Origin of the sequence: Nostoc sp. (genome assembly GCF_036917775.1) — a bacterium.
In the GTDB taxonomy this organism is placed as follows: domain Bacteria; phylum Cyanobacteriota; class Cyanobacteriia; order Cyanobacteriales; family Nostocaceae; genus Nostoc.
This window is the reverse complement of sequence record NZ_JBALEQ010000076.1, coordinates 1-19739: the sequence shown is the minus strand read 5'-3', so window position 1 is coordinate 19739 and position 19739 is coordinate 1. Positions and strand designations below refer to the sequence as shown.

At 41.3% G+C, this 19739-nt stretch carries 15 protein-coding genes; 8 read left to right on the top strand and 7 right to left on the bottom strand.

What is annotated here, in order from left to right:
- Positions 1-34: 34 nt before the first annotated feature.
- The 3 genes from V7K69_RS14095 (at position 35) to V7K69_RS14085 (ending at position 4741) form a co-directional block, all read left to right on the top strand.
- Positions 35-2041 carry an ABC transporter ATP-binding/substrate-binding protein gene (locus tag V7K69_RS14095; RefSeq protein ID WP_335035288.1) on the top strand — a complete coding sequence of 669 codons (2007 nt, stop codon included), beginning with the start codon at positions 35-37 and terminating at the stop codon, positions 2039-2041.
- A gap of 484 nt (positions 2042-2525) precedes the next feature.
- Entirely contained in the window at positions 2526-3383 is an 858-nt protein-coding gene (locus tag V7K69_RS14090; RefSeq protein WP_335035286.1) for a nitrate ABC transporter ATP-binding protein, read from the top strand.
- Between the two features lie 32 nt (positions 3384-3415).
- Positions 3416-4741, top strand: a complete 1326-nt coding sequence (locus tag V7K69_RS14085; RefSeq protein ID WP_335035284.1) for a DUF58 domain-containing protein — start codon at positions 3416-3418, stop codon at positions 4739-4741.
- 155 nt (positions 4742-4896) lie between these two features.
- Here the strand turns inward: V7K69_RS14085 and V7K69_RS14080 are convergent, their stop codons facing one another.
- Positions 4897-5526, bottom strand: a complete 630-nt coding sequence (locus V7K69_RS14080) for a hypothetical protein (RefSeq protein ID WP_335035282.1) — start codon at positions 5524-5526, stop codon at positions 4897-4899.
- A gap of 226 nt (positions 5527-5752) precedes the next feature.
- Here V7K69_RS14080 and rppA point away from each other — a divergent pair, with 226 nt between their 5' ends.
- Positions 5753-6424, top strand: a complete 672-nt coding sequence (rppA, locus tag V7K69_RS14075) for a two-component system response regulator RppA (RefSeq protein WP_335035279.1) — start codon at positions 5753-5755, stop codon at positions 6422-6424.
- Positions 6425-6767: 343 nt separating this feature from the next.
- A complete protein-coding gene (locus V7K69_RS14070; protein WP_335035277.1) occupies positions 6768-8030 on the top strand; it encodes a sensor histidine kinase in 1263 nt (420 codons plus the stop codon).
- Positions 8031-8234: 204 nt separating this feature from the next.
- On the opposite strand, the gene V7K69_RS14065 is transcribed toward V7K69_RS14070, so the two are convergent.
- The 3 genes from V7K69_RS14065 to fabG all read right to left on the bottom strand — a co-directional run bounded on the left by V7K69_RS14065 (position 8235) and on the right by fabG (position 12192).
- On the bottom strand, positions 8235-9452 hold the full coding sequence (locus tag V7K69_RS14065) for a glutathione S-transferase family protein (RefSeq protein ID WP_335035275.1): 1218 nt from the start codon (positions 9450-9452) through the stop codon (positions 8235-8237).
- 504 nt (positions 9453-9956) lie between these two features.
- The gene (gene chrA / locus V7K69_RS14060; protein WP_335035273.1) at positions 9957-11177 is read right to left on the bottom strand and encodes a chromate efflux transporter; all 1221 of its coding nucleotides are present in this window, start codon (positions 11175-11177) and stop codon (positions 9957-9959) included.
- A gap of 268 nt (positions 11178-11445) precedes the next feature.
- A complete protein-coding gene (gene fabG, locus V7K69_RS14055) occupies positions 11446-12192 on the bottom strand; it encodes a 3-oxoacyl-[acyl-carrier-protein] reductase (protein ID WP_335035271.1) in 747 nt (248 codons plus the stop codon).
- Positions 12193-12652: 460 nt separating this feature from the next.
- Between fabG and trxA the strand changes: the two genes are divergently transcribed.
- Complete coding sequence (gene trxA / locus V7K69_RS14050; protein WP_012408911.1) at positions 12653-12970, top strand: thioredoxin; 318 nt, start codon at positions 12653-12655, stop codon at positions 12968-12970.
- A 752-nt stretch (positions 12971-13722) separates the two neighbouring features.
- On the opposite strand, the gene V7K69_RS14045 is transcribed toward trxA, so the two are convergent.
- From V7K69_RS14045 to V7K69_RS14035, 3 genes are all read right to left on the bottom strand, one after another.
- A complete protein-coding gene (locus V7K69_RS14045; protein WP_335035387.1) occupies positions 13723-15642 on the bottom strand; it encodes an iron uptake porin in 1920 nt (639 codons plus the stop codon).
- A gap of 1329 nt (positions 15643-16971) precedes the next feature.
- The gene (locus V7K69_RS14040; RefSeq protein ID WP_335035268.1) at positions 16972-17754 is read right to left on the bottom strand and encodes an isoprenyl transferase; all 783 of its coding nucleotides are present in this window, start codon (positions 17752-17754) and stop codon (positions 16972-16974) included.
- A gap of 23 nt (positions 17755-17777) precedes the next feature.
- On the bottom strand, positions 17778-18716 hold the full coding sequence (locus V7K69_RS14035) for a ferritin-like domain-containing protein (protein WP_335035266.1): 939 nt from the start codon (positions 18714-18716) through the stop codon (positions 17778-17780).
- Positions 18717-18966: 250 nt separating this feature from the next.
- Here V7K69_RS14035 and V7K69_RS14030 point away from each other — a divergent pair, with 250 nt between their 5' ends.
- Both V7K69_RS14030 and V7K69_RS14025 read left to right on the top strand, forming a co-directional pair.
- Positions 18967-19206, top strand: a complete 240-nt coding sequence (locus V7K69_RS14030; RefSeq protein ID WP_335035264.1) for a hypothetical protein — start codon at positions 18967-18969, stop codon at positions 19204-19206.
- A complete protein-coding gene (locus V7K69_RS14025) occupies positions 19203-19616 on the top strand; it encodes a putative toxin-antitoxin system toxin component, PIN family (RefSeq protein ID WP_335035262.1) in 414 nt (137 codons plus the stop codon). The genes V7K69_RS14030 and V7K69_RS14025 overlap by 4 nt, the downstream gene beginning before the upstream one ends.
- Positions 19617-19739: the final 123 nt, after the last annotated feature.

Here is a 19739-nt window from a genome sequence, read left to right as displayed (position 1 = left end):
AGACTAATGACAAAAGACTAATGACAAAGGACAAATGAGTATGTTTGTAGCTGTTGATCAAATTGAAAAAGTTTTTGAATTAACTGGTGGTGGCAAATATATCGCCCTTAAAGGAATCGACCTCCAAATTAAAAAAGGAGAATTCGTTTCTTTGATTGGTCACTCCGGTTGCGGCAAATCCACCTTATTAAATATGATTGCGGGTTTGGATTTGCCCACTGAAGGACTTGTCACTCTCGAAGGACAAAAAATCACCAAACCCGGCCCAGACAGAATGGTGGTGTTCCAAAATTATTCCTTATTACCTTGGCGAACGGTAAGAGAAAATATTGCCCTCGCTGTGGACTCGGTAATGAAGGGTATATCCGCCGAGGAACGCAACGCTATCATCGAAAAACATATTAATATGGTGGGTTTGCGTCCCCATGCTGACAAACAGCCGGGAATGTTATCAGGTGGACAAAAGCAGCGAGTTGCGATCGCCCGCGCCTTAGCAATTCGTCCCAAATTACTCTTGCTAGATGAACCTTTTGGTGCATTAGACGCACTCACACGCGGCAATTTGCAAGAACAACTCATGCAAATCTGCGAAGAAAATCAAGTTACCGCCGTGATGGTTACACATGATGTAGATGAAGCAGTGCTGTTATCTGACAGAATCGTGATGCTAACCAACGGCCCCGAATCTAAAATCGGCGACATTTTAGAAGTGGATATTCCCAGACCCCGCAAGCGGATGGAAGTCGTAGAACATCCTAGCTACTACAGCTTGCGGAGTGAGATGATTTACTTCCTCAATCAGCAAAAACGAATCAAAAAAATTCGAGCGCGGAAAACTGCCGACGTTGCCCGTCATGGATTAGAAAAAGTTAACCTAGAAATTGGCTTTTTACCTCTGACAGCTTGCGCCCCTTTAGCAGTTGCTAAAGAAAAAGGCTTCTTTCTCAAACATGGTTTAGATGAAGTTAACCTGGTGCGGGAAAGTAGCTGGCGGGGTATAGAAGATGGCATAAGTGGTGGTTACTTAGATGCGGCTCAAATGCCTTCAGGGATGCCGATGTGGTTAACTTTGGGAGGACATAATAACCAACCTCTGCCCGTTGTCACCGCCCTTACCATGACTCGCAACGGTAACGCCATCACCTTGGCAAAACGCTTTCTCGACCAAGGTGTACAAACCTTATCAGACTTCAAAAGATACCTGCTTCGCACCCGTGATCAACGGCACACAATGGGAGTAGTACACGCCGCATCGATGCACAACTTGTTGCTGCGTTACTGGCTAGCGGCTGGTGGAATTGACCCCGATAGCGATGTGGATATGAAGACCATTCCCCCAGCGCAGATGGTAGCCGACCTCAAAGCTGGAAGCATTGATGGTTACTGCGTCGGCGAACCTTGGAACTACCGCGCGGCTGTGGAAAATGTTGGCTTTACCATCGCTACCGATTTAGAAGTTTGGCTGGGACACCCCGGTAAAGTTCTTGGTGTGCGGGAAGATTGGGCAGAAAATTATCCAAATACGCATATCGCCTTGACTAAAGCATTGTTAGAAGCTTGCCATTATTGTGCAAATCCCGAAAATACCCAAGAAATTCGGCAAATTTTAGCAGGGCGAGATTATGTCAGCACTGATTTAGAATACATTCAACTCGAAGATCCAGATAGTCTCACCTGTGACTTAGACCATCCGTTGCGAGACTATGCCCATCTCCAATTTTATTCCGATTCTGCGATCAACCGTCCCAGTCGCACCGAACAAATTTGGATTATGAGTCAATTGGCGCGTTGGGGTGATACTCCTTTCCCCAGAAATTGGGTAGAAGTTGTTGAACGGGTGTGTCGAGTGCGTGTTTTCAGCACCGCCGCACGAGAATTAGGTTTGGATATTAGCTATATTCGCCAACCGATTCAACTGTTCGATGGTACTCCCTTTAACGCCGACGATCCGATCGCCTATCTCAACAACTTGAAAATTAAACGTGATTTTTCAGTTGCGGAAGTTGTTCTTGATGCACCGAGGAGGAGACTCGCATCATAAAAGAATCGTGAGAGAAAGAGGGAGTGGAAGGAGTAGCACATCACACGCGAGTCTTTGAACTCCATTAATGAGTCTTTGAACTCCATTAATGAGGCTTTGAACTCCGTTAATGAGGCTTTGAACTCCATTAATGAACCTTTGAACTCCATTAATGAGGCTTTGAACTCCGTTAATGAGGCTTTGAACTCCGTTAATGAACCTTTGAACTCCGTTAATGAACCTTTGAACTCCGTTAATGAACCTTTGAACTCCGTTAATGAACCTTTGAACTCCATTAATGATCTGACTTTTCACGTCATCTGGAAAAGCCAACAAAAGACCTAACCCCCTACCCCCTTCCCCCTTCCCTTATAGGGAAGGGGGAAAATTCAAAGCCTCTCCCCTAGAAGGGGAGAGGTTTGGAGAGAGGTCAAAATATTCAGTTGCACACCGAGTACATTAAGCTTTTTAATCCCCAAATACCAAATACCAAATACCAAATACTATGCAAAACCGCAACTCAACAGCTACAACCACACTAGGAAAACCATTCGTCGCTGCAACCACCAGCCGCAGACCTTTCCTAGAAATTAAAGACGTTACCAAAGTTTATCCGACAAAGCAAGGCCCCTTCACCGTACTCGATGGCGTTAACCTCAACGTCGAACAGGGAGAGTTTATTTGTGTCATCGGTCACTCTGGCTGTGGCAAATCGACACTGTTAAATATGGTATCCGGTTTTAACTTTCCCACCTCCGGGCAAGTGTTACTCGAAGGAGAACCCATTACCAAGCCAGGCCCAGACAGGATGGTTGTCTTCCAAAACTATGCCTTGCTACCTTGGCGAACTGCTTTTGAAAACATCTATTTAGCTGTTAACGCCGTTTATCCTAACAAACCACAAGCCGAAAAAAGAGCGATCGTGCGCGATCATTTAGCAATGGTGGGACTGGCTGATGCAATGGAAAAGAAACCAATGCAAATGTCTGGTGGGATGAGACAACGGGTTTCTATCGCGCGTGCTTTGGCGATTCGCCCGAAAGTTTTAATTTTAGATGAACCTTTTGGGGCGCTAGATGCCATCACCAAAGAAGAATTACAGGAAGAATTGCTGAAAATTTGGGGCGATAACCGTTGTACAGTGCTGATGATTACCCACGACATCGATGAGGCACTATTTTTAGCAGATAAATTGGTAATGATGACCAATGGCCCACACGCGAAAATTGGTGAAGTCATGGAAATTCCCTTTTCTCGTCCACGCGATCGCGCCCGCATCATGGAAGATCCCCAATACTACCAACTACGTAATTATGCTCTAGACTTCCTCTTTAATCGCTTTGCCCATGATGACGTAGGTTAAGCTAATCTTTTCCTAACTTCTCACTTTCAAAAATGGTTCCTTCCAAACGAGTTTATATGTTGATAGTTTTAGGTATAGCGATCGCCCCGATCCTATACCTTTTTTTCAGCATTCAAGTAACCATCGCCATTATTGTGTTATTTGATGCCATCATTATTGGATTGATGGTTGCAGATGGCTTACAGGTACGGCGTTCTCGCGTGCAAATTACCCGCGAATTACCATCTCGATTATCCATTGGGCGGGATAATCCGGTAATACTAAAAGTAACATCTCCAAATACCAACGCCTTAATTGAAATCTGCGATTACTACCCAACAGGGTTTGGTGTATCAGCATCCACACACCGGGCGATTATTCCCAGTAATACCACTCAGGAATTGAGATATACTGTCAACCCAAAACAGCGCGGCGAGTTTCCTTGGGGAAATATTCAAGTTCGACAGTTGGGAATTTGGGGATTAGCTTGGGATGATTGGCAAATTCCCCAAAGTCTGCCAGTGAAAGTTTATCCTGATTTGGTGGGATTGCGATCGCTCACAATTCGTTTGACATTGCAATCATCAGGATCAATGCGCCAATCTCGTAAAACTGGTATTGGTACAGAGTTTGCCGAACTGCGGAACTATCGCACTGGTGACGATTTACGCTTTATTGATTGGAAAGCTACCGCCCGTCGGGTTGGTGCTTATGGAAATGCAACGCCACTGGTGAGGGTTCTGGAACCAGAACAGGAACAAACTTTACTAATCTTGCTCGATCGCGGACGCTTAATGACCGCAAAGGTGCAGAATTTGCAGAGATTTGACTGGGGTTTGAATGCAACCTTATCCTTAGCATTGGCGGGGTTACATCGAGGCGATCGCGTGGGTGTTGGTGTATTTGACCGCCAGATGCACACATGGATTCCCCCAGAACGCGGTCAACATCATTTGAATCAGCTAATCGATCGCCTCACTCCAATTCAACCAGTCTTATTTGAATCTGATTATTTGGGGGCGGTAACAAATGTTTTGCAACGTCAAACTCGCAGGGCGCTTGTAGTCGTAATTACCGACTTAGTTGATATCACCGCCTCTACAGAACTCCTGGCTGCACTCTCCAAGTTAGCGCCTCGCTATCTGCCATTTTGTGTTACTTTGCGAGATCCACAAGTTGACCATTTGGCACACACTTTTACAGATAATGTTACAGAAGCTTATGCCCGTGCAGTGGCACTCGATTTATTAATGCAAAGACAAGTAGCTTTTGCTCAATTGAAACAAAAAGGTGTATTAGTACTAGATGCACCAGCAAATCAAATTGCCGATCAGGTAGTTGAGCGATATTTGCAACTCAAAGCACGGAATCAACTTTAGTAAAAAGGCGAAATTGCACTTTACGCCCCTATACTAATATGTCAATACGGTTCAAAGAGACGCGATAAATCGCCGTCTCTACAATTGTTTTGGTCTTATCTGAACTGTATTGACTAATATAATATGTCTCTACTAATTTACTCGTTATTGGTATTTTAAATTATTTCAGTTTTAGCGGCTTTCTTTATTTTAGATTTTAACCAAGATTGATTTTGAACTTGATAACGTATTAGCTTTCTGACTTCTTCAGGAGACAAATTTAGTAACTTAGCAGTCATTGCTTCTACCATATTAATCTCAGTTACCGGTAGAACAAAATCCAACTTCCGTAGAGTATTGTTAGCGGTTCTAACCTCAACAAAGGTAACTCCTTGCTTTTTTTCAATTTCAGCTTTGATTACTTTTAAAATTACAGGAATTTTTACTTGTATTTGTTTATTAAGCTTCAGCTCTTGTTGCTGAGGATATAGTCCAAATTTTTCTGCGATCGCTACTTCTGGAAATTGGGAGTTAGGAATTTCAATTTCTAACCTTTTTAGCAGGGAATTTGCTGTTTTAATCTTCACTTGAGTAAATTTTTGCTCTTTCTCTACTTTCATATCAACCACTGTAAAATTAAGTGTTAGCTCGACCTGCGGTAGTGTATCAGCTTGCAACTTATCCAGCGTCCTATAAGAGAATCCTAATAATTTTTTTGTTAACAAATCACTACCAGTCCAAAAGGCAATTCCTAGCAATACCATAGGTAAAATAATTAGTAAAATCTGTGGTTTTAAATAAGGCATAATATTTTAGCTTTTAGTTTATAGATAATACTAATTTGTCTGATATTTGCGAAGTGATTAATACCAAAAACTATCTATTGGCGCATTCATGATATACCTTCTGGTAGAACACTTTAAATTTTTAACCTGGGATAGTACTAATACAACATATACGAGAAAATTGACTTCCTTCTTATTAATATAGTGCGGAAAATTCTCCTGTAATGAATTTACATCGAAAGGTTGTATGCGGATATTATTAGTAGAAGATGATTCTGAACAATTAGAGCCATTACAAGGTATTCTATCGGAAGCTGGATATATTGTAGATGCTGCGGAAGATGGAGAAATTGCACAGTGGCTGATATCCCAAAAACATTACGATCTATTAATTTTAGACTGGATGTTACCGACAATTAGCGGTTTAAGTCTGTGTCGCCAGTATCGTCTCTCTGGTAAAACTGCACCGGTGTTGATATTGACAGCTAAAGACACCACGCCTGATAAAGTTATGGGTTTAGATGCTGGAGCAGATGATTATTTAGTCAAACCCGTAGACTTAGTGGAACTCTTGGCGCGGGTGCGTGCTTTGGGGCGGAGAGTCCCCAATTGGCAGGGAGATAGTCTACGGGTAGCAGATTTGCAATTGGATTTAGCTGAATTAAATGTAGAACGAAGTCACGTAAAAGTCGAATTATCTCCTCGTGAAGCAAAATTATTAGAATACCTGATGCGTCATCCTAATCAGGTTTTAAATCGCAACCAGATTGAAGAGGCATTGTGGGAGTGGGGTATGGAACCAGAAAGCAATGCTTTAACTGTCTTAGTACGCAAGCTGCGGCAGCGCTTGCAAGTATTGGATGCAGCAGACTGGATTAAAACAGTTTACGGTATGGGCTATCGCTTAAATCCCCAATAATTAAGTAGAGCGGCGTGAATAATTCAAGGTTTGTAGTGAGGACTTTAGCAAGAAAGGCAGAAGGCAGAGGGCAGGAGGCAGAAGGAATACTGCACTCTGCCTTCTGCCGCGACCAAAGGGAGCAAGGGTTTAAGCCCCCAAAATCTCTGATTTGGTGTCCCGCAAGACGCTCCTGCGTCGCTAACGCTGCGCTATCAGTGTAGGTCTGAAGCCTTGCAACCTTCTGCCTTCTGCCTCCTGCCTCCTGCCTTCTTCACTCCTTCTTCCCAGTGCCTTACCTCTACGAGTGATTCAGAAATCAAATCAGATTGCTATAGTTTGATTTTATTTTGCCAACTTACTTATGTTTAATCGTAGCCGTCGTAATCTTGCAAGTTGGTTCACCCTAACAATGGGTAGTATTTTAATTGGGTTTGCGGCGGTAGTTTACTACGTGGAAGTTATAGATGAGTTAGAGGAACTGGATATATTACTGTATAAAAAAACCAGTGTGATGGCAGCGAATGTAAAGTCAGAACTATACAATGGTCGCCGACAGCTAGACTTGGAACACGTACCATTATTGGGAAGCATGGTAGAACCATTGCCAGATATAGGATTAGTGTATGCAAGTTGGTATGATGACCAAAAGCAACTAGTGCAATTTTTTGGTAAAATTCCGAGCGATCGCCTTTCGGTATTAGGTGGATTTGATACTATCAAAACCGATGATAAAGCATGGCTGCGTCAGGTAACGTTGCCTGTTTATCAGGATGGTTTATTAATTGGTTATATGCAAGCAGCGATGCCAATCACATCTATTGAAAGTGCTTTAGCTGAATTTCGGCTAGTTTTGGCGATTTCAGTGCCGATTACCTTGGGTGCAATTGCCCTGACTGGTTGGTGGTTGGGAGGACTAGCGATGCAACCAATTCGCCACAGCTACGATCACCTGCAACGATTTACAGCTGATGCTTCCCATGAATTGCGATCGCCTTTGACAGCAATTATTAGCAATGCTCAGTTTGGCTTTCTGTCTAAATCTACCGACCTTGAGGTGCAGCGTCAACGCTTCCAAAAGATTTTTGATATCGGCCAGTCAATGAGTATTCTGGTGACTAATCTGTTGTTTCTAGCACGTTCCCAAGGTCAATTACCCACCGAATCGCTAAAAGAAGTTGACCTCAAAAGTTTACTTGTGCAGATAACAAATGATTATGTAACACACCAAGATGCACAACATCTTAGTTTAATTTCTAAATTGCCTAATAACAGTGTAACTGTGCTTGGTGATGCTAACTTGCTTTATCAAGCAGTTGTAAATTTAGTTAATAATGCTTGTAAATATACTCCTGCTGGAGGACAAGTGCAGTTGCACTTATTTACTCAGTCTCATTCTGCTGTAATTCAAGTTATAGATAATGGAATTGGGATTCCCCAAAATGATTTGCCATATATATTTGAGCGATTTTATCGGGTAGATAAGAAACGCTCTCGCAAAACCGGAGGATTCGGTTTAGGGTTAGCTATTGCTCAACAAATAATTCAATCTCACGGTGGCCAGATTAGTCTCAGAAGTGTAGTAAAAAAAGGGACAACTTTACAAATTTTCCTACCTTTAAATTAATATACATCTTGCAAAGTTTTTGGTGTAGTTTTCCACATAACGTGAAAAGTCAGATTGGGGAAAGGTTAAAATTTGAAGGTAAAGGGAAAATTTCATCCCTTTAACCGAACCGTATTGAGTCAGCAGGGTTAGTATGAATTGCGACTTTCCAAATATCCTTTAGAGGATGTTTTAAAAGTTCTCTTAACCTGTCGGTAGCGATCGCTAATAAAGAGATGCCAACACCTTATCTGCTGCTGCCCGGAATGCAGTTGCTGCACCAGCGCTCATATCCCGTGGCGCACAAATGCGATTTCTCACATAGGCGAGTGTGATGGCTCCAACCGCAGCCACAGTCGGATCGGCGTTGTCTTTGCCGCCCACGCGCCCCCACGGTAATGCTGCACCGTTGCCATTAATCAGATAGTCAGCCAGCAATCTGAGGTGGAAATCAACCGCTTCTTTAACGGCTGTTGTGTCGCCATTAGCTGCCAATGCTTGCACCCCGGAGTTTTTCAGGATGTCTCCTAAAGCAACTTCTCGGTTATCAGCTAATCTCTCAGCCGCTTCTGCCCTAAATTGGATTTCCTGGCTAAGTGCTGGATCTGGGGGCAAAGGATTGCTGATTGGTATCACACCCCATCGGCGACGTAGAAGTAGATTGTTGGTGGTATCATCCGATTTGACGCGGTGATAGGCAGGACGCTGTTTGAGTGCTTCAAACCAAGCGTTGATCCGAGGATACCGAGGATTTCCCTTGAGGTGATATCCTCGATAAACAGGTAAATTAGCCGCCAAGCGATCTAAATGGGGGCTATAGGTAATATCTACCACGCTAAATGTAGATAAAAAGTAGGGGCCAGAATATTTTCCTAGAAGTTGCTCAAGTTCGTCTAATTTAGATTCAAAAGCTGTCTGTAAGCTTGCTAATTCATTCGGATCTTCAGGAGCTTGTCGGAGGAATTTGTAAGCTATATCTCTCACACCATTGGTTTCAGCTTCTTCAAGCCACTGCCTAGCAACTGCGTTTTCCTCTGGGTCTTCAGGAAGCAAAGTTGAACCAAATTGTTCTTCTAATGCTAACAGAATGTCTTTAGATTCATAGACTAACTTTCCTTCAATTTTGGCAGCCGGGACAAGGGTTGTGGGAACTAAATCTGTATACCATTTAGGCTTATTAGTCAAGTCGATAAACTCCGTTGCAAAGGGAATTTCTTTTTCTTCAAGAGCAAACCAAACCCGTTCGCAAAAGGGACACCAAGAGTTAGTATCCCGGTAGAGCAATACTGGCGGTTCTGTATCTGGTGGTAGTTTATGAAGACTGCTAGGAATGGGAGCAGTGGAAGGGGATTGCCCCTGTCTACGCACCCGTCGAGCTGGGGTATTTTTTTGGGCAATTTCTAATAGTTGTTCCCAATTAGATCCGGTGTTTTGAATTGACATATTTCACCTTGAAAAATTTAGATTGGGGAATGGAAATATAGATAAAAATTGGCAAAAAGAATTTATCTTTAAATATTTATAATTTCAAACTCAAATATGCACAAACATGATGTCTGCTACTACACAAAGTAGCGTTGCTGAATAGAGGTATGAATTTTGGATGTAGAGACGTAAAATTTTACGTCTCTACAAGGATTTTCACCACAAAGCACAATCGTTTTCATACCGCAATCAGCAATGCCCACAAAGTAGCAAACTTTTCCTAGATGCAGCCATCAAGCTATAAACTGGTATGTTTATACAAGTTTGTAGTCTTTAAACAGATAAAAACTCAATTTTTCAACTATTGTTATAAACTCCGGTAACTTTGTAAGCTTGCCGGAGTTAATGGTAATTATCACATGAAAATAGTTTGAAAGCAAGATTTAACATATCTATATTTTTGGCTAGCCTCACCAAGAAATCGGATGATTCCAGAATTCTGTTTTGAGAAAATATGCAATTTCAACGAGTGTAGCCCAAGAGTGAAGCGCCCCATCCAATAAAAGCGCTACCAAAAACTAGCCATGCAGCATTGATGCGGAAATGAATAGCTAAAATGGCTGAGACGATCGCGATCGCCAAGCCGAGAAAATCTACAAATGGGGCTTGTGGTAATGTTAAGGTGGCTGCACCTAGTTGCAGGGTGGTAACAACCATTAGCGCTACAGCACTAACATTCACAGCATCCAAAAATACTCTACTCCAAGAAGAGGCCCGTAAGCGGGGAATTAAGGGATTCAGGGCAGCAACGAAAACAAAAGAAGGTAGAAAAATTCCAATTGTGGCAATAATTGCGCCAGGAATGCCGGCAATGATATAACCAATAAACGTAGCAGTCGAAAGTACTGGCCCAGGAGTAAATTGACCAATTGCGATCGCATCTAGTAACTGCTGTTGTGTCAGCCAGCCATATTCTTGAACTAATCCTCCTTGGAGAAAAGCCACCAAAAGGTAGCCACCACCAAACAAGACACTACCGACTTTCAGAAAAAACCAACCTAACTGCCATAAAGAAACGCTGGTTGCAGTAGATGCGGTAGCTACCGATGCAGCAACAACTGTTGATGCCTTTAAAGTCGCGCCTGTAGTGAGACTAGCAATTAGAAAGTTGGCTTTATCTCCTGGTTTGTCGTTTTTATCGCCAGAATGTAACCAAACCATACCCAGCAATCCCCCAACTAATAGGGCAATTACTTCATTTAATTTGAATAATAATGTTATTAACGCCACAGCCAAAGCAATCACTAACAATTGGCGAGTTTTCACAGCCTTTTTTGCCAAGCCCCAGAGGGCATTAATAATGATTGCTAAAACAGCCGGTTTAATGCCATAAAGGAGCGGAGCTACTTGAGGTAAAGTGCCGTAGGCAACATAAACCCAAGCAAACCCCCCAGTAATTAGAACCGCAGGTAAGACAAAACATACACCTGAGACAATCAGCCCCAGCCAACCTGCATAGATGTATCCTATATGGATAGCCATTTCTGTGGAATTTGGCCCAGGAATTAGGTTAGTTGCGCCCAGCAAATCTAGAAAATGCTCCCTTGTCAACCACTGACGACGCTTAACAACTTCATCTTCAATCATGGCAATATGGGCAACTGGGCCCCCAAAGCCGATAACGCCAAGTTTCAAAAACAGTTTGGCGAGTTCACCCAAACGACTTGGTGCTGAGTTAGTCATCTTTGCTAGGGAATATTTTTCATTCAGTTTTAGACTAATCTTTTAAGATTAGGGCTTATACTATTTCACAAAATGCTTGATACAAATAGATTTGTCTTTAATTCTGTCCCTTGCGGTCTATTTTTATCAACCTGAAGTGAAACGGTATTACGCACTGTACAAAAGAATTATGTTGTGTGTCAACGTAAATATATCTCTTCAGATGAAGGCAGGAGGAAAACTACCCTCAGCCTCCTACCTCCTTCAATGACTCTTAACTCACCACTATTTAAGCCATTACCATTCCGCCATCGACGTTAAAAACTTGTCCGGTGATGTAGTTGGCGGCGGGATCTGCGGCTAAGAAGCGCACCATCCCAGCGACTTCTTCGGGCTGACCGAAGCGACCGAGGGGGATGTATTTTAGGATATCTTCGGGGTTATTGAGATTGCTGGTCATATCGGTGGTGATGAAGCCAGGGGCGACGGCGTTAACGGTAATACCGCGAGTAGCCAGTTCTTTGGCAACACTTTTGGTGAAGCCGATGACACCTGCTTTGGCGGCGCTGTAGTTGGACTGACCTGGGTTGCCCATCTGCCCAGCAACGGAGGTAATATTAATAATTCGCCCCGATCGCTGTTTGAGCATGATTTTACTGACGGCGCGTGTACATAAGAAAACACCAGTTAGATTTAGGTCTATCACAGCTTGCCAATCTTCTGGCTTTAAACGCAAAAGCAGTGTGTCGCGGGTAATCCCTGCGTTATTGACTAAGATATCCACACGGCTAAACTTTTCCATAACGGCGTTAACTAATGCGTCTACTTGATCGCTTTTAGAAACGTCTGCTTGGATAGCGATCGCCTGACCTCCCACTGCTGTAATTTCTGTAACAACTGCCTCAGCCGCAGCACTCGAACTGGCATAATTGACAACTGCGATCGCTCCTTGTGAAGCTAATTCAATTGCGATCGCTTTGCCAATTCCTCGTGATGCACCTGTGATAATTGCGACTTTACCTTGTAATAATGTCATTTAATGTTCCTCAATCTTAGAAATACCGCGCTAATTATCTTATGGTGATTTAGGGAACATCTGAATATTGTCTAGATAAAATCTCACTCTTTAGGAAGATAATCTTGCTGTCATCCTGCAAATTAAATATTTTATAGATAAACTATCCTTTGTATTTAGCTTTGGAATAAGCCAATAGGTATAAGAGTTTTAGCCTAGTTAATTTTTCTTTACATAGTATGATTTTATTGTGCTAACTTACCTTATTTAGACAGCCAAAATAGGTTTAAATACATATTTAATCCATATACACAAACACACACAATACATGGATTTTATTATAAATATTTAAGATTTTTGCGGGTAAATCAATCTATATTGAGTAATCTAATATTTTCCCAACAAAACCCATAAACTTGTACCGATTTTATTTTCTAAGAATTACTATTGAAACAAACAATTGAAAATCGGCGTGTGTCACATGGCAACTAAAAAACAATTTAACAGCTTTGAAGAGATGCTGTCTGCTTCTGATGTACCTGTATTAGTAGATTTTTACGCTGACTGGTGTGGCCCATGCCAAATGATGGTGCCAATTTTAGAGCAAGTCAATCTCCAACTTAAGGATCGCCTACGAATTGTCAAAATTGATACAGAAAAATACACAGATTTGGCTACTGAGTACAAAATTGCCTCTCTTCCAACCTTAGTATTGTTTAAGCAAGGTCAACCTGTGGATAGGATAGAGGGAGTGATGCAAGCACCGCAGTTGGTGCAATATCTACAAACAAAGATTTAAGCTAATAGACTTGTCGCTTAATAAAGCCCTAAATAGCTAAAAACCTTATACAGCATAGGTTTTAGCGATGAAAGACCGAAATTATTGAAATGTTCGCTATAACTGGCTTTCATCGCTTTTTTAGCTTATTTGGCGACAAGTTTAATACTTAGAATTTGGGTTTTGCTTCTTAGAGGCGCGAAATATCGCGTCTCTTTTAGTAAATTAGTGGTTGAACTTCTAGCAGATAAAATCTTAAGTAAATATTAAGCATATTTACTTATACGTCTAGAGAAAGTAGTTTAGAAATAGAAATGGCTATATTGTATAGATATAACAAAATATCTTGACAAAAAAAGCAATATATGAATTATAAGCAGGAAAGGCCTGACAAAGCCTATATTTGGGTAAATATTGATTTTGATAAGGTTAAATACAGAATAAATGCGGTGACTTGCCAGATTGAGCGGGTTATACAAAAGCACCAACATTCAAATCAACCTGGTAACTCAGGTAAAAGAAACAATTAGGTTATGTGTGAGGCGATATCGATGATGGGCTACGTACTTTATTTTTAGCGTAGCGAACCTAAGCATCTCACCAGTTTTGCATCAAAGATTTTGGGTAAAAAGACAATATTATTCGATAATCGTCCACCAAATTTCTACTTATTATTAGTCATTATTTTATCCTCGACACTCCTTTTCAGGAGTGTTACTTTTGGGAGGATATTTGGTTACTAGTTATGGTGCGATCGCTATTTGGAGCTATCGTTAAAAGGTAAAAGTAGTCCGAAGTACGCCTACAGTCGTAGTGTCATTGTTGCTGTTACCTTCTGGGTTAAAGAGAACAAACGCACCAGGGGTAATGCTGATATTATCGCTAACTTGAAAGCGATAATAGCCTTCTAAATGGTAAGGAGTGGCCCGATTCTCGCCTGTGGGGGTAAGTTGAGCAGAACCACCAGTATCACTACGGAAAAGCGGCTGACCAAAAAGAATCCCAGCAGTGTTTCCTGACTTGAATAAATCTCTGAAGTGAACTCCCGCCATCCAACTTGTAAAGGTGGTGGAAGCATTCACGCTATTTGAAGCAGCATCAACAAATAGTGCTGCACCGTAGCCAGATAAGGCTATTTTGGGAGACAATCGCCATGTAACCGTACCCCCAACAGAGTTGAGTTTGACTGGTGTCCCAGCCTCAACACCAGCTAAAGCACCAATATCAGCACTAATTAATCCTGTACCTAAAATATTGATTTCATGATAACTATTGGCATAGTTTAGACCAATATCTAGGTCAGGACTCGGCTTGAAGGTTAACTGTGCGGCAATAACACTACTACCACTAAATAAACCTCCTCCCAAAGGTGTAGTAGAAACTCCTGGTAGTGCCTCACTAGCAGCTTTTTGGGGTAAATTGGCATTTACACTACCGTATAAAGCTCGTAAATCCAAATTCGGGGAAATACTATAAATAAAGCCCGCCGCCGATGCTAAACCAGTACCCGAAGTCCCACCAGAAACCCGTAGCACAGGATTCAAGTTGCCAAAACGAGATATTGACTCTTGTCCTTCACCATAAAAAGGCGTAATTGCTGGGAAAGCATCTGATGTTTCCGCCGCAGTTCCCGCAAACAAGGTTAATTTATTAGCGACGGGAAAAATATACAGCAATTTGTAAAGCTGAATGCTGTTTGCGCCAACGCTCGACAAAGTATTGACATTTAACCCCGGAAATTGCGGCTCAAAACTGGTACGAGCGCTACTAGAACTTAAAAGCGGCGAAGCTAATCCTAAACTTTGTTGCAGGCTACCCTGTCCATCGACTCCACCCAAAAAGTTATAGGCTTGCAATCCAGTAATTAATGAATCTTTACCAGTAAAACTAGTGGTGAGATTTAAACGCACTCTATTGACTAGGATGATGTTCGGGTCACTGTCATTAGGAGCGCCACCGGTAGCACCAATACCAGCAATAATTGCCTCTCCATTAAGTTTAGTAGTCGTAGAAAACTGATTTGCTTCTAATTCTGCTGTGCGAACTTCTACAGCATCTACTCGACCACGCAATGTTGACAATTCCGCCGCAAATTGTTCTTGTAGTTTCTGCAACGCGGCTAAATCTTCTTTCTTGACTAAATCACCAGTTGCAGTCGCAATCAGTTCGTTGATTCTGTCTAAACAAGCATTTAAGCCAGCAGCAAATTCATAGCGAGTCATCGCCCGATTACCGCGATAGGTTTGATTCGGATAACCTGCGATACAACCATAGCGCTCAACTAAAGATTGGAGTGCCTGAAAAGCCCAATCAGTCGGCTGTACATCAGACAATTGGGATACGGATGTTACTTGTGCAAGTTTATCTGATGGTGGAGATGAATTTACAGATTGTGGTGTAATTGGCTCTTCATAGGTGACAGCAGAATCCACTCCTAAATCTTGATTTTTTTGCTGCTGATTGACTAAGGGTAAATCTTTTTGACTATCATTAGCTATCAGCAATTGACTGGAGATATTTTTTGCTAAATTGCTTTGATGAAAATCATTTTTTTGATAGCTGCCATTATTTTGATTAACAGCTACGTTTTTATCTGCAATTTCTAAACTAGGAAGGGCTTGCACAGGTGACAACCCGGCAATTAAACACAAAAATCCCAGCCCACTAGCAGAAGCTAGTAGATATTTTGCCATCATAACTCCTAACACCGATAAAATAGGGGGAAAATTAATTGCGATTTTAAAATTGATTGATAAGTAAATTTAAAGCAAATTTAGCAACAGAGCCTTGTTAACTTTAAATTTTGGATATCAGGATTTTTTCTGAATTGACTTACCAGAACATCAGCTTATATCGCAAGTATTAAATAATAGTAAATACTATTTTTGGAAAGAATTAACAAAAGATTATATTGATAGTTTTTATAGTTACTATAGCGAATAATAAATGGTTTTTGAACAGTAAGCTCCGTAGGATGCCTTGATTCATAAGCCTTCCAAATTTTCTCTGTTCAAATCTAAAATCGGATTGCTATGTTGACAAAATAATAATTAAATAAGTAGGTCGGTGAAATTAAAGCTAACTGGCTAAGGCTGTCATTTGTTCTTTGTCATTGTTCATTAGTAAGGGTTTTAAGCATATTTACGTCTCGTAACATACTTGGTTTTTTTAACACCAACTTACTTAAGTCTGATTTTGTGATAAAGAATATATAGGACTATAATTTGATTTCTGAAAAAATCTAAGTAGTATGTAGTGGCGTGTTATGGCGTAGCCTAACGCACCTAAACCTTTGGGCGGTGCGTTACGCCAAAGGCTAACGCACCCTACCTATATTTCAATAATCAAATATGAGCGGTGCGTTACGCCAAAGGCTAACGCACCCTACCTATATTTCAATAATCAAATATGAGTCCTATAGATATTGAGCTTAATACCGTTAGCAAATGTAATACATATTTGTATTTGAAAGTATTATGCAAGCTCAAACCTTCAATCTACCGTTGCAGCTTTTAGTTGTAACACTTTCGCCAACAGTATCAGGATTTTGGCTCAATACCTACCAAAGACTCATTTACTCAAAAAAATTAAGACACTGCGATCGCAGATCGATTGGGTTACAGGTAAGATCAGCAGAAAAATGGTGCAAATAAGCTCTCTTACGGTTGTTAACCAGTTTCATCCAAGAGAAGCTTTATAGCGATCGCATACAGAAAATTTTTCAACTAGGAGCGCAATATATCACACTTTGGCAAAATAAGCAACACCTTACAGTAAGTACTATTTTTAACAAAACATTTGTAACTACCCTTGCAGTTTATTTACCCATCGCCTGCTATTCTTATAGTTACTTCGGTCTGTCATAGCAGATAGATTATCCTCAATAATGTTTTAATTTATTAGCGCTCATATACCATCCTGGTACTGTGGGTGCTTTTACTTTATGCTTGATAGCAGCAACAAACCTAGTCCCCTTCCCGATGCGGGAAGGGGAAATTTAAGAGAGAGGTTTTTCAAATACCCTAAGCTGACAGTGAAGCTTTAACTTGACCAAAACGGCGATCGCGATTTTGGTAACTCAACAAAGCTTGATGAAATGCTTCTCGATTAAAATCTGGCCAAAGAATATCGGTGAAATACATTTCTGTATACGCCATTTGCCACAAGAGAAAATTACTCAATCGCATCTCACCACTAGTACGAATCAGCAAATCTGGTTCTGGAGTATCTGCCGTGTAGAGGTGTTGTTCTACAAGACTTTCATTCACTTCTTGGGCGCTGAGTTCGCCCTGTTCTACGAGTTGAGCTACTTGACGACAAACTCTGGTAATTTCGTTGCGGCTACCATAGTTGACTGCAACAGTAAAGTGGATTGCTTGATTGTTCAACGTCTCTGTCATTGAACGTTCCATTTGCATCTGTAGAGACTTAGGTAAAGCTGATAAATCTCCAATAAAGGAGATTCGTACACCTTCTTGATGTATCTGAGCCAACTCGCGGTGCAGTAATCGCTCAAACAACAGCATTAGAAAATTTACTTCTTCAACGGGACGCTGCCAATTTTCTGTTGAGAAAGCGTAGGCTGTTAACGCTTTGATTCCCCAATTTTTGCAGCAACGCAATAGTTCTTTGAGTGTTTTTGCTCCTTGGCGATGTCCAGCAATACGCGGTAATCCTCGACTGGTTGCCCATCTTCCGTTACCATCCATGATGACGGCGATATGTTGGGGGATTTTTTGGGGATTTAAATCGCTGGGTAATTTTGATTTGTTACTTGTACTGAGCGAAGCCGAAGTATTTGTCATTTGTCCTTTGTCCTTTGTTTTTACTAATAGGTAGTTTCAAATAAATCTTGCAAATACTCTGGTGTGAGGCTATTGTTCCAACTCCACAGACGACGCATTGTATAGGTGAAGGTGAAGAGGAGAGTTGCTTTGTTAGCCAATGACCAAGCATTCCAGTTGAGTGTACCCATCATGCGGCGGAGGGTACGCATAAGGTTGTTACGCTGATAATTTTGCGATCGCGTTTTGATTAGCGTGCGTCCAATTCGCATCAACCCAGTATTAGGGAAAGTCCAAACTCCAAACCCCCAGAATTTGGTCATGTGGTTGATTTCATCCTGTGCTAGTTCCTCTAGAACATCCTGGAGTGCGCCAGTGGTATGAGCCATCAACCAAATATAAAGACAGGTCGCACCGTATTCTGTGGCAATGCGGTGTAAGCCGTGGCGATATAAGTCTTCGTGAGCGTCATCTGTAGGAAGATAGCTTCTAACAGTCCGAAGTTTTGGGGTAATTTTCTCGCCTGTTAATTGAGTGTAGATTTTGATTAATGCAGGTGTGTGCTGACGTTCTTCCTTTTCCCACAAACCAAGTTCTAGCAATTCGCCATCTTTACCGACAGTTCCACCAACAAACCGAGCCATTTGAGGATGCAATTTTTCTAAATACTGCCGACTGGTTTGGGTATAGCCGCGAATGGGAGCTTCTGTATCCATCGCACCTATCAATATAGATAAAAATACCTCTGCGTCTAAGCCGATAATTTGATTGCGGTTAATCGTTTGCCAATCAATGGGTTTCCAGGGACGCGGTTGGGGATTGGCAAACTGTATCGGTAAATCTTGCAGACGGTCATGTAGTTTTTCGACTGCAATATATTTGTCTATGAGTGAACGAATGCGGCGCTGTGTTTGCAAGTAGTGAGGGCTGGGATAGCTTTTACCTGCTAAGTCTTCTGTGATTGGGCTGAGGGTGTTAAGCATATTTTTATACTTAATTTTTATCTCTATGCCCAATAGCCTAAGCGATCGCACTTCCTTTTGTCAGTCGCCTGAAGTCGGCAGTTTTATATGATAGGGTTGCAAAAGTCGGGGAAAAAGTTGGTTATAGAAAATTTGGTTTTAAAATTTCGCCCTTCTAAGACGACTTTACAAAGTTAGAAGAGAGAATTGCAGAGAATGTAGCGAAATTGTTAGAACAAGGGTAGATAAAAGTTGAGTAACAGGATAAATCATGAACGCTTATAAAACATATATCACCATTGCAGATCCAAGGCAGTTAATATTATCTGATTTACCATTTAAAGCAGGACAGAGAGTTGAGGTGATTATTTTGACAGACGATAACCAAAGGGTTACTTTAGCAGAAGAATTAAAGAAGTTATTCAAAGAAATACAAACGATACACGCAGATAATCCTTTAACTGATGAAGAGATCGCAGCAGAAATTGAAGCTTATAGACGGGGAGAATGAAAGTTATTATTGATACTAATATCGTAGTCTCTGCTGCTATAGCTGATAAAAATCCAGAGGCAGTGATTTTATTTGTGATTGCTAATTCTGCTTTTGAGTGGGTTGTATCGGCAGAGATTATCGCAGAGTATAAGGAAGTTTTAAAGCGTCCTCGTTTAAAATTAACTGAGGCACAATATGAAAGATGGGTTTATTTAATTGATTCAGTGACAACACTAATTAATGTGGATGTGGAGGTTGATTTCCCCAGAGATAGGAAAGATGCAAAGTTTTTAGCTTGTGCTATTGCCGCAGGAGCAGATTTTTTTATTACGGGTGATACTGATTTTAATGAAGCGCAAACTTTGTTAAACACAACTATTATTTCTCTGCCTTTATTTAAAAGGTTAGTTTGTGATGTGAGGGAATAACACACCGTACAAAACTTTGCCCAATAGCCTAAGAGCCTGTCAAGAAACAACTTTTACAAGTTTTAGAGAATATTGAGGGTTGGTGAGATAGTGTAATTCCATTCGCCATGAAATTCATGTGGC

Bases quoted from the DNA above. Each gene is read 5' to 3' on its own strand.
- V7K69_RS14095 (WP_335035288.1), top strand. From the start codon at position 35: ATGAGTATGTTTGTAGCTGTTGATCAAATTGAAAAAGTTTTTGAATTA.
- V7K69_RS14090 (WP_335035286.1), top strand. From the start codon at position 2,526: ATGCAAAACCGCAACTCAACAGCTACAACCACACTAGGAAAACCATTC.
- V7K69_RS14085 (WP_335035284.1), top strand. From the start codon at position 3,416: ATGGTTCCTTCCAAACGAGTTTATATGTTGATAGTTTTAGGTATAGCG.
- V7K69_RS14080 (WP_335035282.1), bottom strand. From the start codon at position 5,526: ATGCCTTATTTAAAACCACAGATTTTACTAATTATTTTACCTATGGTA.
- rppA (WP_335035279.1), top strand. From the start codon at position 5,753: ATGCGGATATTATTAGTAGAAGATGATTCTGAACAATTAGAGCCATTA.
- V7K69_RS14070 (WP_335035277.1), top strand. From the start codon at position 6,768: ATGTTTAATCGTAGCCGTCGTAATCTTGCAAGTTGGTTCACCCTAACA.
- V7K69_RS14065 (WP_335035275.1), bottom strand. From the start codon at position 9,452: ATGTCAATTCAAAACACCGGATCTAATTGGGAACAACTATTAGAAATT.
- chrA (WP_335035273.1), bottom strand. From the start codon at position 11,177: ATGACTAACTCAGCACCAAGTCGTTTGGGTGAACTCGCCAAACTGTTT.
- fabG (WP_335035271.1), bottom strand. From the start codon at position 12,192: ATGACATTATTACAAGGTAAAGTCGCAATTATCACAGGTGCATCACGA.
- trxA (WP_012408911.1), top strand. From the start codon at position 12,653: ATGGCAACTAAAAAACAATTTAACAGCTTTGAAGAGATGCTGTCTGCT.
- V7K69_RS14045 (WP_335035387.1), bottom strand. From the start codon at position 15,642: ATGGCAAAATATCTACTAGCTTCTGCTAGTGGGCTGGGATTTTTGTGT.
- V7K69_RS14040 (WP_335035268.1), bottom strand. From the start codon at position 17,754: ATGACAAATACTTCGGCTTCGCTCAGTACAAGTAACAAATCAAAATTA.
- V7K69_RS14035 (WP_335035266.1), bottom strand. From the start codon at position 18,716: ATGCTTAACACCCTCAGCCCAATCACAGAAGACTTAGCAGGTAAAAGC.
- V7K69_RS14030 (WP_335035264.1), top strand. From the start codon at position 18,967: ATGAACGCTTATAAAACATATATCACCATTGCAGATCCAAGGCAGTTA.
- V7K69_RS14025 (WP_335035262.1), top strand. From the start codon at position 19,203: ATGAAAGTTATTATTGATACTAATATCGTAGTCTCTGCTGCTATAGCT.